Origin of the sequence: Inhella sp. (genome assembly GCF_027532025.1) — a bacterium.
Classification (GTDB): Bacteria; Pseudomonadota; Gammaproteobacteria; order Burkholderiales; family Burkholderiaceae_C; genus Inhella.
This window is the reverse complement of record NZ_JAPZSY010000003.1, coordinates 132902-149842: the sequence shown is the minus strand read 5'-3', so window position 1 is coordinate 149842 and position 16941 is coordinate 132902. Positions and strand designations below refer to the sequence as shown.

The window sequence follows — 16941 nt, the reverse complement described above, 5'->3', positions numbered from 1 at the left end:
CGGGCCAGCTCCCGTCAAGCGTGGGCCAGGTCGCCCCAGAAAGGCCCCCATCGCCTCCTGAGCGGGATGAGGTCCCACCGAAACCAGGGTGGGGAAAATTCGTTGGCCCGAAATGGGGAAAAGTTCGGTGCCATTGACAGCATGAGCACGCTGGACGTGCTCGTCATCGGCCTCGTCGTCGTGGTGATGTTCGAGAGCATCCTGAACCTGCTGCGCACCTATGTGTTCACCCACACCACCAGCCGCATTGATGTGGAGCTGGGTGCCAAGCTGTTCCGCCACCTACTAGCACTTCCACTCGCCTACTTCCAAGCGCGCAGAGTGGGCGATTCAGTGGCCCGCGTGCGGGAGCTGGAGAACATCCGCGCCTTCCTGACCGGCAATGCGCTCACCCTGGTGCTGGACTTGCTCTTCAGCGTCGTCTTCATCGCGGTGATGTTCTTCTACAGCGTACAGCTCACGCTCATCGTGCTGGCGTCCCTGCCGCTGTACATCATCCTCAGCCTCACCCTGGTGCCGCTCTTGCGTGCCCGGCTCGACGAGAAGTTCGCCCGCGGCGCCGAGAACCAGAGCTTGCTCGTCGAAACCGTCACCGGCATCCAAACCGTCAAGGCCAGCGCCTTGGAGCCGCAAATGGCCCGCACCTGGGACCAGCAACTCGCCGCCTACGTCTCTGCCAGCTTCCGCACCAGCACCCTGGCCAGCTACGGGCACGAGGGCATCAACCTCATCGGCAAGCTCATCAACGCCGCCACGCTGTGGTTTGGCGCGCATTTGGTGATGGAAGGCCAGCTCACCGTCGGCATGTTCGTGGCCTTCAACATGTTCGCCGGCCGGGTGTCCCAGCCCATCATGCGCATCGCGCAGATGTGGACCGACTTCCAGCAAACCGGCATCAGCATGGACCGGCTTGGCGACATCCTGAACACCCGCACCGAGCTGCCGCCCAAGAGCGCCAGCCCGCTGCCCCGCGTGCAAGGCCGCGTCACGCTGGAAGACGTCACCTTCCGCTACCGCCCCGATACCGCACCCGTGCTGCACGCCGTCAACCTCGACGTGCAACCCGGCCAAGTCATCGGCATCGTCGGCCGCTCCGGCTCGGGCAAGAGCACGCTCACCAAGCTCATCCAGCGCCTTTACGTGCCCGAAGCCGGCCACATCCGCGTGGACGGCCAAGACATCGCCCTCATTGACGCCGCCCAGTTGCGCCGCCAAGTGGGCGTGGTGCTGCAAGAGAACATGCTCTTCAACCGCAGCGTGCGCGAGAACATTGCCATTGCCGACCCGGCCGCACCGCTCGAAGCCGTCATCCAAGCCGCCCGAATGGCTGGGGCCCACGAATTCATTGGCGAGCTGGCCGAAGGCTACGACACCAATGTGGGTGAACAAGGCAGCCTGCTCAGCGGCGGCCAGCGCCAGCGCATTGCCATTGCCCGGGCCCTCTTCAGCAACCCGCGCATCCTGATTTTTGACGAAGCCACCAGCGCGCTCGACTACGAGAGCGAAGCCATCATCCAGCGCAATATGCGGCACATCTGCCAGGGCCGCACTGTCTTCATCATTGCCCACCGCTTGAGTGCTGTGCGCCAAGCGCACCGCATCATTGCCATGGACAAGGGACGCATCGTGGAGAGCGGCACGCACGACGAACTGCTCGACATGCCCCAGGGCATTTACGCCCACCTGTGGCGCGTGCAGCAAGAAGGAGCGCCGGAATGAGCACCGCAGTGAACGCAGAAGCCCAAGCCAAGCCGCCCCATCCCTTCATCGAGCTGCTGCAGCGCTACGCCGCCATCTTCAAAGCCGCCTGGGCCGCCCGCGACGAACTTGCTGGCCCCAAGCGCATGACCGACGAGCAAGCCTTCTTGCCCGCCGCGCTGGCACTCCAAGAGACCCCGCCGCACCCAGCACCGCGCCGCTTCATGATGGCCATCTGCGCGCTGTTCAGCATCGCGCTCATCTGGAGCCTGCTCGGCATGCTGGACATCGTGGCCGTCGCCCAAGGTCGCGTCATCGTCAGTGAGCGCACCAAGACCATCCAGCCGCTGGAGACCAGCAGCGTCAAAGCCATCCACGTGAAGGACGGCGACCGCGTGCAGGCCGGGCAATTGCTCATCGAGCTGGACAGCACCTTGCAAGGGGCCGACGCCAGCCGGGTCACCCAAGAACGCGAGTCAGCCCAGAGCGAAGCACTGCGCACCCAAGCCTTGCTGGCTGCCCTGGTAGCAGGTCAAACCCCCAAGCTGGCCGCACACGAACTGAGCCCCGAAGCAATTCAAGCCCAACTCCAAACCGAATGGGCCGAGATCCAAGCCAAGCTCGCCAAGCTCAACGCCGAAGCCAGCCGCCGCGAAGCCGAGCGCCAAACCGCCGAGCAAGTCACCGCCAAGCTGCGCAGCACCTTGCCCCTGGCCCAGGCCCGTGAAGAGGATTACCAAAACCTCGCCAACCAAGGCTTCATGGGCAGCCACGCCACGCAAGACCGCAAACGCGAGCGCATTGAGCTGGAACGCGACCTGGCCACCGCCCAAGCCCGCCAAATGGAAGCCCAGGCCGCGGTGATGGAAGCGCGCAGCAACCAAGCCAGCTACCGGGCTGAGCTGCAGCGCAGTTTGAGCGAACGCCAAGCCCAGGCCCGGCTCAAGGTGGCCCAGCTGCAAGAAGAAGGCACCAAGGCCAGCCAGCGGCAACTGCTCACCCAACTCACCGCGCCCGTGGCCGGCACCGTGCAGCAACTGGCGGTGCACACCGCTGGCGGCGTGGTCACCCCGGCGCAAGTGCTCTTGGTGCTGGTGCCTGAAGAAGCCGAAGTGACCGCTGAGGTGGCGCTGGAGAACAAGGACATTGGGTTTGTGAAGGTGGGGCAGCAAGCGGAAGTGAAGCTGGAAACCTTCCCCTTCACCCGCTACGGCACTGTGCCGGCCACGGTCACGCGCATCAGCGCCGATGCGGTGCCGGATGAGAAGCGCGGTGCGCTGTTCATGGCCACGCTCAAGCTGGACAAGAGCGCGATGACGGTGGAGGGCAAGAGCATCCGATTGAGCCCCGGCATGAACCTCACGGCCGAGGTCAAGACCGGCAAGCGGCGGGCCATCAGTTACCTACTGAACCCGATTCAGCAGCATGCGGATGAAGCTGCGAAGGAACGGTGAACATGCGTCTGCTGATCATTCATCAGAACTTCCCTGGCCAGTTCAAGCACATGGCGGCCGAGTGGGCAGCCACGCCGGGCTGGGATGTGATCGGCATCGGGCGCGACACAGCGCCCGGCTTGCCCAGCTCTCCGGGTTTCAAACTCATCCGCTACAAGCCCCACCGCCCCGTGGGCAAAGACCAGCACCCTTACCTGCGCCGCATGGAAGACGCCGTGCTGCACGGCCAGGCGGTGGCGCGCATCCTCTTGCAGCTCAAGAAGAAGGGCTGGGCGCCCGACACCATCTTGGCCCACCCCGGCTGGGGCGAAACGCTCTACGCCAAGGACGTCTTCCCCGACGCCCGCTTGGTGCACTACTGCGAGTGGTTCTACAACAGCGAAGGGGCCGACATCGGCTTCGACCCCGAGTTCCCGGCCAGTTTTGACGACCGCACCCGCATCCGTTCCTGGAACGCGCTGCACCTGCTCAACCTCAACAACTGCGACGTGGGCATCAGCCCCACGCACTGGCAGAAGGCACAGCACCCGAAGGCCTACCTGGACAAGATCGTGGTGGCGCATGAGGGCATCGACACGGAGAACTTGGGGCCAGACCCCAACGCCGTCTTCAAGACGCCCAGCGGCGAAGTGCTCTGGGCCAACGACCCGAACAAGCCTGTCATCACCTACGTTGCGCGCAACCTGGAGCCTTACCGGGGCTTCCACACCTTCATGCGGGCGCTGCCAGCGGTGCAGAAGGCGCAAAGGAATGCACACGTGCTGATCGTCGGGGGTGACAACGTCAGCTACGGCTCTCAACCCAAGGGCGCGAAGTGTTGGAAGGACAAGATGCTGGCGGAGGTGGGCAGCCATCTGGACCCTACGCGGACGCATTTCTTGGGCAAGGTGCCCTATGCCGACTACAAGCGCGTGCTGCAGGTCAGCAGCGAACATGTGTATCTGACGTATCCCTTCGTGCTCAGCTGGAGCTGCCTGGAGGCGATGGCCACGGGATGCTTGATGGTGGCGGGGGATACGGCACCAGTGAGGGAAGTGCTCAGCGATGGACGCTCGGGTCGCTTGGTTTCCACGACAAGCAGCAGCCTTGTTGCAGCGGCATTGCGAGAGGCGCTCGACAGCCCCTTGTCGTCGTCGCAACCCCTTCGCCTAGAGGCTCGCAGCAGTGCGCAAATGCTGAAGCGCGAGCGCGGGCGCAAGGGTTTTGAAGCGCAAATCGTCGAGCCAACACCATCTGCTTCCCTACACAAGGTCCGCCAAGAGCGCGCGGTCGCAGATGCGCCGCAGCGGTTCGATGCACCTGCTTGGGCAACAAGCAATGAACGCAAATCACTTTCAACTTCTGGAGTCGCCGGATGAGTCGCAGTTCCATACAGCCGCAAGCACAGTTTCGACAGCACATCGTTAAAGGTTGTCTCACGCTGATGGTGTTCGCTTTGCTTGGTTGCAAGCCTAGTGCGGAGCAAGAAGCCAAGACAGCTGCGCGTTTGAAAGCGGAGGCGGAGAGGCAGGAGGTGCTTTGCCGTGACAGCGTGCATTGCGGCGAGAAGCCGCCCGCCGGGCTGAAGGTTGACTACAACAAGCACGCGCTCCAAAAGTGGAACAACCACTGGTTCCTGGTTCCCAGGGATTACGACGCGCACTTCGGGATGAAGTTCAAGTGGCCTAGCAGGACACCACAGGGGCGGGACCCTACCAAGCATGATCCAAATGACTGGAGTATCCAATTGCAGATTCGGTCGTATGACATACCACCGGAGCCACGTGGGTATCGAGCCATCGAACTGGCTGAGCAGGACGGCCGGGTTGTTAGCAGGGAAACCGTCCGGCCCGGGCTGGATCGGATCCAGTACTTCGATTTACATCCGTTCACGCGGGAGCGCAACAGGGACCTGGCGTTGACCTACGTCGCAACGGCCCGGCGCACCCCAGAAGGGTTGCCTCCGACTTTGGGATGCGACGTCGATCCCCTAAACCCAGCCAAAGGTGGCGCCGGCGCAGGCTTCATTTGGCGAGATGGCATTTTTGTTGAAGTGCTCATTCGTCGTGGGCATGTGTGTGAATCCTGGCCCGAGCTCTTTGACGAAGTGATCCGAATTCTTGAATTGACTGAGAAAGTTTGAACGTGTTCATTTACCTAACAAACGATGAGTTGGCCACGCTGGCCGCAATGCGAGCCACGGCCGATGCACTGAAACGTGCAGAAGCATTCGGCGCTTATGCGCCGATCTATGCCTGGCTAGCCAATCTCTTGGTCAGCAAAGGGGTTGAAGCCTCCGACTCGGCTCTGCTGTGGTTGCGGGGTGCCACCGAGGCGAACGCTGGCCGAGGCTCCATGTCGGCATTGATTCGCCAGTACACCGACAAGCAATCTTTGCTGCGATACGGGACCCAGATAACTGATCTGCAAATGCAGAACGCTTCTGATGCAGTTGCAAGCAACTTGCTGGACGACTTGCTCGGTGTAAATGTGGCAAAGGGCTGGCCAAGGGGTCAAGTACCCGACATTAGCCGCATAGCCTTCGCGGACGCGACGGCAGTCGGTGAAGTTTTGTTCTCACCCGAAGGAAGGCTGCCCGGTCGAGTCAAAGGTGATTCAGCGGACTTCGAAGAGAAGAACGCGGGCTGGTCCGGCGCCCTTCTTTTCGGCCTACTCCGCTCGGACCAAGCATGGCGGCTGATGGACCACGGCGGAGCCAAAGGTGCTATCGACACCCTGAGCGATCTGCGGGACGTGCTCTTTGGTCAACGCGCGTTCGCTACCGGCCTACGAGGTGCAACCCAAAAAACAATCGAGTTGATGGCAGCTGTTGCCGGGGGGCCAAGCACTGAAGCTGCCGAAGCTTCGCTGCAGCTTGGCCGTGACGGCCAGACCATGATCCAAACGCTTTTGGCGCTTGTGCCTAAGCCGGACAGCTTCTACACATGGAACCAGGGGACCGCCAACCTCACGACCAACGCCACTGTCGCTTCTGCATTCCAAACCATTACCGACGTTACTCCAGAGCGCCTTCTCGACATGCTCTATGGGGCTCGCGATGGTCAGGCCAAGTTCAGTCAAACGACCGATGAGAATTTCGACAGCCGAGCGCGCGAGTTTTTCTCTCAATGGACGACTGCCCAACTGAAAGCTGGTGCCGCACGTATTGCAACCGCAGCCGAGCTGCGCGTCCTCGCCCGCACCGACGTCAACGCCCGTGCCGCGTTGGCAGGCCTCTCACTGGTGCTGCTCGACACCAAAACGCCCACCGAACCGGCTCTTGGTCTCTTTGACCCAGCCAGCGGCACGGGCAACCTGACCCAATTCTGGATTGACGACAGAGCGGCCATGCTGAGCTGGCTCGGCAAGTCTGGGACACCGATCAATGGGGGCTTCGTCTCGGCCAGGCCTGAGACCGGAATTGCGACCTTCAAGGACTGGAGCAGTGGGGTCGAGTTCCGTGTCAATCCGGCCTTGTTGGTCACACAGGGGCTGCACGATGCAGATGCCAGCATCTTTGGCTTTGGTTCGCGCCAGCACGACCTGATCGTTGGCGGTAAGAACTCCGACCGCCTGTACGGCGATGCGGGCAGCGACACCCTACAGGGTGGTGCTGGCAATGACCGACTGGAAGGCGGCTTGGGCGCTGACTTGCTGGAAGGTGACGGCGGCGCCGTTGGCGAATTGGGCCTCGGCCAGCATGCGGACACGCTGATCGGCGGCCAAGGCAATGACACTTTGATTGGCGGCGTCGGCAACGATCTGCTCCTAGGTGGCCTCGGTGACGATTCCATCCAAGGCGACGCCGGCAATGACGTCCTGATCGGCGGCCAGGGTGCAGACGTGCTGAAGGGCGGCAGCGGAAACGACGTGCTCTTTGATGAGGGCGGCGCTGACACCAACCAGCTTTTCGGCGACGGCGGTAACGACCTGCTTGAAGTGAAGGCAGGCGCTGGCAATTTCACGCTGGACGGTGGCCTGGACAACGACGTTTTGCGCGGCAGCGCCCAGGCCAACAACCTCCTGATCGGCGGCAGCGGCAACGACTCCATCCAGGGCGGTGACCAGGCGGACGTGCTGCTCGGTGACAGCCCGACGGCGTTCGGCCCCGATGGCGCTGACTTGATCGAAGGCGGCGGCGGTGATGACGCCATCACCGGTGGCGGCGGTGCAGATTTGATGCGGGGTGGCGCCGGCAATGACACCTACGGCTTCAAGGCGATTGGGTTTGGCACCGACTCGATCGAAGACGCATCGGGCGACAACAAGCTCGAGTTCGACGGGAAGCGGCTCACCGCGGCTGTCTACAGCGATGACAAGCATGCCTGGGTCTCCGAGTTCACGGGCATGGAGATCCGAAAACTGGAAGCGAACGGATCGGTCACGCTGGCCATCAGCAACCCGGCTGACCCCAACAGCACGCTCTACCTGCGCAACTGGCAACCCGGCCAATTCGGCATTCAGCTGACCGGATCGCCGACGGACCGCTCGCGACCGCAGGGGGCGGCGGCCACGGCCAACTCTCTCTTCCTGAACAACTTCGTCGACTTCATGTTCGGCGATGCGTCAGATGGCGGCCAAGGCAACGACATCCTGCGCGGGACGGTCGCCGACAGCTTCTTGTTGGGCGGCACGGGCAACGACGTGCTGGACGGCCGCGGCGGCGACGACTGGCTGGAAGGCGGCGATGGCACCGACTTCATCCTGACCGGTGATGGCAAAGACGTGGCCTACGGTGGGGTCGGCAACGACATCCTGCGGGCGGGCGGCATGTTCGACATGATCCGCGCCACGACCATTGGCAGCGGAGAAGTGGCCTTGTTCTGGCAAGCGGGGGCTTGGGCCGACGACTGGCTCATGACGGACGCGGACACCAGCACCCCCTTCTCTTACCGGTACTTGAGTACGACCTACACCAACAAGCCTCACCCCGAGCTGGCGGTGTTCAACATCGCCTTCAGCCCCAAGCTGGTGACGACGCCCTCTGGATCCACCTACATGTGGTGGAACAACCCTGATTCGGTGGATGCGAGCCTGGAGCCGTCCTTGGACATCACGGTCACCATCGGTGACAGCGAGAACGTGACTCGCAATGCCGACCTCGACCGGGCCCCTACGGCCAACTTGGGCAAGGCGCTGACCTTCCCCCTGAACTATGGCTACGGCGGCAACATGCTGCCGCCCGGCACCAACACGCAAGGGGCGCTGTTGTATGGCGGAGAAGGCAACGACGCCGTGTACGGCGCCAACAACCACGACCGCCTGTTTGGCGACGGCGGCAACGACTTGCTCGTCGGCTACGACGGCGACGACGAACTGAGTGGCGGCGCTGGCAACGACGAGTTGTCTGGTGGCGCAGGACGCGACTCTCTCAGCGGAGGCACCGAAGCCGACACCCTGGTGGGTGGCTACGGGGCAGACATGCTCGATGGCGGGAGCGGTGACGACAAGCTCGTCGGCGACGCGCCCTTTCTGGAGGGGACGACCTCCTACCCGGCAGGCTTGGACAAGGCCCGCATGGGCGGCGACTTCTTGAACGGCGGTGCTGGCAACGACACGCTGTGGGGCGATCACGGTGACGACTACCTCTATGGCGGCACCGAGAACGACACCCTGTACGGCGGCGAGGGCAACGACCATGCCTTTGGCGAGGCCAACGACGATGAATTGTGGGGCGGCAAGGGCGGTGACCTGTTGGATGGCGGCGCCGGCAAAGACGTGCTGTATGGGGGCGATGACGGCGACCACTTGATGGGTGGTGCGGGCAGCGACCGCTTGCAGGGCGAAGCTGGCAATGACATCTTGGATGGCGGCACCGAGGACGACAACTTGTTCGGAGGCGGGGGCGACGACTACCTCAAGGGCGGCGCTGGCCGTGACCTGATGTGGGGCGACGTTGGCGAGACGGCCGACGGTGCTGACATCTTGGAGGGGGGTGCAGGCAACGACCAGATGTTTGGCGGCGCCTTCAGCGACACCTACGTCTTCTCAGTCGGCGATGGCCAAGACTTGATCAGTGACAACGGGGGTGATGGCTCTCGCAACGCGATTGTTTTCAAGTTCGGTAGCAGTGAAGTTCGTTCGCTGGTCCGTGAAGGCTCCGATCTGCTGATCAATTACGGCACCACCGATCAGGTTCGTGTGTCCGGTTACTACGGCACGGACGCGTTCGGACTGGGCTACCAAGGCAGTGGGGCGCAGGCCATTGACCAAGGCGACGCGCAGGCGCGGATTGCTGAGATTCGGTTTGAAGACGGCACGGTTTGGGGCACCAGTGACATCTTGGCGCGTGCACCGGCACCAACAACCAGCGAGTTGCCCGTCGATCCGTACCAGTCGCTGGAGTCGCTGTACTTTGTGAACGCGCTGCTGTCACGCGAAGAAGTGCGGGCGCATGGCAAGAAGACCCTGACCTATTCGTTTGCAACGTCCACCGATCCGGCGGTCACGGGGTTCTACCTGTACACAGACGCCCAGAAGCAGGCCGTGCGCGAGGCGCTTTCGCGTTTCAGCGATGTGCTCGATCTCTCGTTCGTGGAATTGGCCGACGGCGCCGACGCCGACCTGAGCTTCCACATGGACGACCTCATGTCGGAGAGCATGGGGGGGTTTGCGGGCTACGCCAACCCTGGAACGGGCGAGGTTCACCTCAACAGCGACCTTTACTCGGCCACGCGCACGAACGAGTTCGGCCAAACCGAAACCCGCCGCACCTTGGCGGTGGGCACCGAGGGGTTTGAGGTGCTGCTCCACGAGATCGGACACGTGTTGGGTCTGAAGCATCCTTTCGAGATGCCCATGCTGCCGGTTGCCGAGAACAGCACGGCCAACTCAGTCATGTCGTACACCCGATCCGGCGCTCCCGCCACGGGGTTGGCGGCATTTGACATCGCGGCGCTGCAGTACCACTTCGGCGTGCCGCAGAGCGTGGGCGCGGGCAACACCACCCACACCTTCGGGCCTCGCTGGATTCAAGACAGTGGCGGCACGGACCTGTTCGATGCCAGCGCGGAGACCCAGGCGGTTTCCGTCGACCTGACGCCCGGTTCTTGGATCTACCGTGGCGCCAAACAGGCGAGCATCTTGAGCGCCGACCAAGCCTTCATCGGCTTTGGCACCCACATCGAGAACGCAACTGGTGGCGCAGGCGACGACACGCTGCGCGGCAACGACGGCGCAAACCTGCTCGTGGGCGGCTTGGGGGCGGACCTGCTTCGGGGTGGCCAAGGCGCGGACACGCTGCAAGGTGGGGAAGGCAACGACACTTTGGGCGGCCAGGCTGGCGCCGATCAATTGATCGGCGGCTTGGGGTCGGATACCTACGAGTGGGATTCGACCGACGGCTCAGACGTCATCGTTGAAACCAACACCGTCAACGGCGAGGTCGATACCGTGCAACTGGGCTCGGCCTTGACCCCTGCCAACGTGGTGATCACCCGCGCTGGCAATGATCTGGTGGTGCGCAACCGCGACGGGTTGGAGCAGCTCACGGTGACCGGTCACTTCGATGGAAAGTCCATCGAGGCACTTCGCTTTGCAGACGGGACGGTTTGGAACCAGGCCGAGATCGCAAACAGAGTCTTCCTCGCCCTCACCGGAACCGATGCCTCGGAAACCATCTTTGGCAACCCGGGCGCCGACTTGATCAATGCCCAAGGCGGAAGCGACACCGTTTACGCCCAAGCCGGGCAAGACACGGTGTATGGCGGAGCGGGCAATGACAACCTTTATGGCGCCGCTGGTAACGACGTGCTCGATGGCGGCACGGGCAGTGACAACTTGGACGGTGGTGACGGCGACGACCGACTGATCGATGGCGAGTCGATGTCTGGTGGCGCCGGCAACGACACCTTTGAGCTGTCGGTTTTCCCGGTCACGGGCGAAGTCACGATCCACGACTTGGACGGCGCCAACGCCTTGGTGCTGCCGCAAGGCATCACTCCGTCCAACCTGCGAATGGTGCATGACGGTGCGGGCAACTTGCGCCTTACGGTGGGCAACGGCACCGTGGTGCTGCGACAGGCCGTGACGACCCCCACCAACTCCAAGATCGATCTTCGGTTCCAAGACGGAACAGTTTGGGTCGGGGCGTCCTTGGCCGACCGGGCAAGGTCCGCTGGGTTGACCGAGGGCGCGGACAGCCTCACGGGGTTCAACTGGGCAGAGACCATCAACAGCCTCGGCGGCAACGACACGATCAATGCGTATGGCGGCAATGACTCCTTGGATGGGGGCGAAGGCAACGACTCCTTGTTCGGGGCCAGTGGTCACGATTACGTGGCGGGTGGCGCGGGTGCCGACGTGATTTGGGGCGACGACAGCACCAACTACGCGTACGACACGGCCAACGACACCTTGGAGGGCGGACAGGGCAACGACAGCCTGTTCGGCGGTGCTGGCGATGACGTGTACGTGGTGTCCCTCGACAGCGGTGTGGACACCATCACGGAGCTGTCCGGCAACGACCGAATTGCGTTCGGCGCGGGGATCACCCCGGCTCAAGTGCAGTTGATGCGCTACGGCAACGACCTCTACGTAGCGTACGGCCCCACTGCAGGGCACGTGCGCGTGCTCAACCACTTCGCAGCGTCCACCAACACGGTAGACCAGATCTCGTTCCAAGACGGCACCGTGTGGGATGCAGCAGCGATCAACTCGCGCATCTCCAACACCAGCGTGCAGAACGCCATGGTGGGAACGGCTGCAGATGACGTGTTCGTGGTCGATCACCCCAACGACACGGTGACGGAAGCTGCCAATCAAGGGCGCGATCGCATCGAATCCTCGTTCACTTGGTTCTTGCCGCCCAACGTGGAGGACCTGACGCTCACAGGCGTGCTCGCTGTTGATGGGTATGGCAACGAGCTGAGCAACCGGATCGTTGGCAACGATGCGAGCAATCGATTGGCCAGCCGCGATGGGGCAGACACCCTGCTGGGTGGCAAGGGAGACGACTACTACGACATTAGGCGCAACGCTGGCTACAACACAGTGAGCACGCCTTCGCTAGTCGTAGTCGTCGAGTTGTCAGATGAAGGCACGGACACCGTTCTGATCAATACGAACTTGTATACGTTGCCGAGTAACGTCGAGAACCTTGATCTTGAGCCTTCTTACCGCTTCCGGGTCATTGACGGGTTCTACGTCCGAGATTCCTTTGTTGGGAATTCAGGAAGCAACGCAATCAACGCTTCCGCCATCACCAACTTCGTGATGCTTGACGGCGGCGCCGGTGCCGATACCTTGATTGGCGGCAAGAAAAACAACTACTACAAGGTTGACAACACGGGCGACGTGTTGCTTTCGAATTGGTCTACGGCGCTGGATACGGTTGAATCGAGTGTCAGTTGGACCCTCGGTATCGGCTTTGAAAACCTCCGTTTGGTTGGCAGCAACGCAATCGACGGTCGAGGCAATGTCGGAGCGAACTTACTGGATGGCTCGACCAACACCGGTGCGAACCGACTCGTTGGAGGCGACGGCAATGACAGCTATGTCCTAGGTCAAGGGGACTTCGTAGAAGAGTCACTTAACGGCGGCAATGACTTCGTCACCTTGAGCATCGGTCAAGTTGGCGTCTATCGCGTCGGTGATATTGCAAACGTTGAGGGTTTGGGACTGGCGAGCAACATGGGTGCGTCCACGGTGTTGGGCGGGCTCGGTAACGACTCTTTGTCCGGTAGCGGCCAGCACAGCACAGTCGACGCTGGAGACGGAGATGATTACCTGTCGGACCAAGTACTGCCGCTGAGCAAGGACATCTTCAACACGCACGACGAGTTCTTGGCATCGCCAGGTGTTTCGGCGCAGTCCGACACCTTGCGTGGTGGCGCAGGCAATGACGTGTTGGTTTCGCGCGGCGGCGGCGACGTGCTCGTGGGTGGCCTGGGCAATGACACCATCCAAGTCGACTGGCACATCAGCCAAAACAGTGCGATCGTGCAGTTCGATCGGGGCGATGGGGCCGATGTCATCGTCAACAACCGTCAAACCAACATTCAGGTGCGAGGCTGGTTGTTCGCCGACATCTCCGTGGTAGCGGACGGCAACGGGTTGGTCGTGAGCTTCGGCCCTGGAGCGGACAAGTTGACGATCGTGGAGGGGCGATTCAACTTTCTGCTGACACTTGAGGATGGCAGCAGCTTGAACCCCGCTGCTATGGCCGCGCTTGCCAGGAGCCAAGCCAATGGCAATCGAGGCACGGCCGACGCAGATTTCCTGGTCGGAACCAATGCTGCCGACACGTTGGCTTCTCTTGGTGGAGATGACACTCTGCAAGGCTTCGGTGGAGATGACCATCTCGACGGTGGCGAGGGGTTGAATGCCATCTACGGTGGCGACGGCAACGACACGTTGATCGGTGGCAGCGGCCGAGACACCATCGAAGGCGGCGCTGGAGACGACTTCATTGATGGCAAAGCCGGCGGTGCGGAACATGTGTACCAGCAGCTGTCTGGTGGCACCGGTCGCGACACGATCATGGGCGGCGACAACAGCGATCTGATCTTTGGCGGCGACGGCGATGACAACATCCAAGGCGGCCTGGGCAATGACTACCTCTTGGGCGAACTGGGCAACGACACCCTTTCCGGTGCTGGCGGTAACGATGTTGTAGATGGCGGGGAAGGCGATGACCTCGTCATCGGTGATGAAGGGAGCGACACCCTTCGGGGAGGAGAGGGCGCTGACACACTGCAGGGCGGTGCGGGCGACGACACATATGACAGCTGGATCGGCGGACCGGATGTGATCCGGTTTGGCCGCGGTGACGGTGCCGATACCGTGCATGCTGGCATTGCGACGATTGAACTTGGTGCCGGCATCTATGCGGACGACATCACCCTACAAAGGATCGGTTCAAGCGAAGACGTACGCCTGAGCATCAACGGCACGACGGACTCCATCCTCATGGTTCGGTTCATGGTGTGGAACAGTCCTTTCGGGCAGGTTCGGTTTGCAGACGGCACCATCTGGTCGCGAGACTTTTTGATCGAGAAGATGTCAACCATTCGTGGAACAGCGACCGCTGATAACCTGGTGGGAAGCGCAGGAAACGACCGCCTTCTGGGTCTGGAGGGCAACGACACCCTGAGTGGCGCTGCTGGCAATGACACCCTGGACGGCGGCGCGGGTACAGACCGCTTGGTGGGCGGTACGGGCAACGACGTCTTCATCGTCGACGCGAGCACCGACGTGGTGGTCGAAAACGCTGGGGAAGGCGATTGGGACTCGGTGCAAAGCTCCGCAACCTACACACTGCCCAGCAACGTGGAGGCCCTGGAGTTGACGGGCAGCGCCAACATCAATGGCACCGGCAACGGCTTGAACAACCAGCTATACGGCAATGCTGGCAACAACGTGCTGAACGGCGGAACTGGAGCCGATTACATGGCCGGTGGGTTGGGAGACGACAGCTACATGGTGGATGCGGTTCAGGTCTTCGACCAGTTCGGGCAGGTATCGGGCGATGACGTGTACGAGGAAGAGGGTCAAGGCACCGACTCGGTCTCTTCGACCGTCAGCTACGTGCTGCCCACCTGGGTCGAAAACCTCACCCTCACAGGTACGTTGAACACCACCGGCACTGGCAATGAGTTGACCAACGTGTTGGTGGGCAACGCAGGGGCGAACACGCTGCGAGGCAATGCCGGCAATGACACCCTAGATGGCGGGGCTGGCATTGACACCCTGATCGGTGGCACTGGCGACGACAGCTATGTCGTCGATTCAAGCAGCGATGTCATCACCGAAGCGTTGAACGAGGGCATCGACAGCGTGAGTGCGTCGGCCTCGTACACGCTGTCGAGCAACATCGAACGGCTGACGTTGACCGGGTCGAACGCCCTGAACGCAACCGGCAACGCCTTGAACAACACCTTGGTGGGCAACGCCGGAGCGAACCGCATTGATGGTGGCGCGGGCCTGGACACGATGACGGGCGGTGCGGGCAACGACGTCTATGTGGTGGACAACGCGGGTGATGTGGTGACCGAGCTTGCGGGCGGCGGCGCCGACAAGGTAGAAGCTTCGGTCAGCTACACGCTGGGCGCTGAAGTGGAGAGCCTGACGCTCATGGGCACGGGTCCCATCAACGGGACCGGGAACGCCCTGGCCAACACGCTGACCGGCAACAGCGGCAGCAACCGACTGGATGGTGGCTTGGGCATCGACACTCTGGTGGGCGGCGCGGGTGACGACACCTATGTGGTGGATGTTGTGGGTGACGTGGTGACCGAGGCCGCCAATGGCGGCATTGATACCGTGGAGACTGGCATCAGCTATACCTTGGGCGCGGAAGTCGAGCGCTTGGTGCTGACCGGCACGGCGGAGGTGAACGGCACGGGCAACGGCCTCGCGAACACCTTGACCGGCAACATTGGCAACAACCGTCTGAATGGCGGCGCTGGCATTGACTCCATGGCGGGCGGCGCAGGCAATGACACCTATGTGGTGGATGTTGCGGGCGACGTGGTGACCGAAGCAGCCAATGGCGGCATCGACACTGTGGAGACCGGCATCACTTACACGCTGGGTGCGGAAGTCGAAAGGTTGGTATTGACCGGCACGGGCGCGGTGAATGGCACAGGCAATGCCCTGGCCAACACATTGACCGGCAACAGTGGTGCCAACAGGCTCACGGGCGGTGCAGGTGACGACACCTTGGATGGTGGTCTCGGTAAGGACTCACTGGTGGGCGGTACTGGCAACGACACCTACCGCGTGAACCAAGCTGACGATGTCATCACCGAAGCCGCTAACGAGGGCACTGACACCGTGCTCTCTGATGTGACCTGGACGCTGGGCGCAAACTTGGAGAACCTGAGCCTTCAAGGCACTGGCGCCTTGAACGGCACGGGTAATGCGTTAGCAAACATCTTGACCGGTAACAGCGGTGCAAACACCTTGACGGGCGGTGCCGGTGACGACACCTTGGATGGTGGTTTAGGCAAGGACTCTTTGGTCGGCGGTACTGGCAACGACACCTACCGTGTGAATCAAGCTGACGACGTCATCAACGAAGCGGCGAACGAGGGTACCGACACCGTGCTTTCTGATGTGACCTGGACGCTGGGCGCGAACTTGGAGAACTTGAGTCTTCAGGGCACTGGGGCCTTAAACGGTACGGGCAATGCGCTGGCCAACCGTTTGACTGGAAACAGTGGCAACAACACCTTCAACGGCGGCGACGGTGCCGACACTCTGGATGGCGGTGCTGGCAACGACAGTTTGATTGGCGGCACTGGTGGCGACACCTACCGCTTCGGGCGTGGCAGTGGTTTGGATCGCATCAGCGAAAACGACACAGCAGCCAATGTGCTGGACTGGGTGGAGTTCGGTAGCAATGTGCTGCAAAGCGATGTTCGCTTTGTGCGCAATGCCAATGCGCTGGAAATCCGCATCAACGGCACTGCAGACGTGATGACGATGGAGAACTGGTTCTTGGGCAATCAGCACAAAGTGGAGCGCTTCAAGTTCAGCGACGCTTCGGTGCTGACGGATGCGCAAGTGGCAGGACTCGTTCAGGCCATGGCGGCGTTTGACGTTCCGGCGGTGCAGACTTTCTCTGCTGGCAATCAAGAAGAAGGCAGCCGACGCCATCAAGGCCTCGCTGTGAGCGGACTGGCGTAACCGAGTCAAGAGTGAGGCCCATCTTGCGCGACTTGCCCTGGCGGCAAGGCGCAAAGATGGGTCTTCGCTCAGAAATTCACCGGGTAAGCCGCGCTCGACCCGCAAGGCTGGCTGACCGCAGTGCCCTCAATTTCAGTCATTGGTGAGGGGCCGGTGCCAGGTCAGCCTATGACTGCTGACT

5 protein-coding genes are annotated in these 16941 nt (G+C 62.0%); all 5 read left to right on the top strand.

Annotation, left to right across the window (positions count from 1 at the left end; all coding sequences use genetic code 11):
- The first annotated feature begins 66 nt into the window (after positions 1–66).
- From O9335_RS01270 to O9335_RS01250, 5 genes are read left to right on the top strand one after another with little or no spacing between them, the layout of a single operon-like run.
- The gene (locus O9335_RS01270) at positions 67–1719 is read left to right on the top strand and encodes a type I secretion system permease/ATPase (RefSeq protein ID WP_298382329.1); all 1653 of its coding nucleotides are present in this window, start codon (positions 67–69) and stop codon (positions 1717–1719) included.
- Positions 1716–3152, top strand: a complete 1437-nt coding sequence (locus O9335_RS01265) for an HlyD family type I secretion periplasmic adaptor subunit (RefSeq protein WP_298382327.1) — start codon at positions 1716–1718, stop codon at positions 3150–3152. Before O9335_RS01270 ends, O9335_RS01265 begins: the two co-directional genes overlap by 4 nt.
- A gap of 2 nt (positions 3153–3154) precedes the next feature.
- A complete protein-coding gene (locus tag O9335_RS01260; RefSeq protein WP_298382324.1) occupies positions 3155–4510 on the top strand; it encodes a glycosyltransferase family 4 protein in 1356 nt (451 codons plus the stop codon).
- Positions 4507–5274, top strand: coding sequence for a hypothetical protein (locus tag O9335_RS01255; protein WP_298382321.1), 768 nt, complete (start codon positions 4507–4509; stop codon positions 5272–5274). The genes O9335_RS01260 and O9335_RS01255 overlap by 4 nt, the downstream gene beginning before the upstream one ends.
- A 2-nt stretch (positions 5275–5276) precedes the next feature.
- Complete coding sequence (locus tag O9335_RS01250; protein ID WP_298382343.1) at positions 5277–16760, top strand: calcium-binding protein; 11484 nt, start codon at positions 5277–5279, stop codon at positions 16758–16760.
- Positions 16761–16941: the final 181 nt, after the last annotated feature.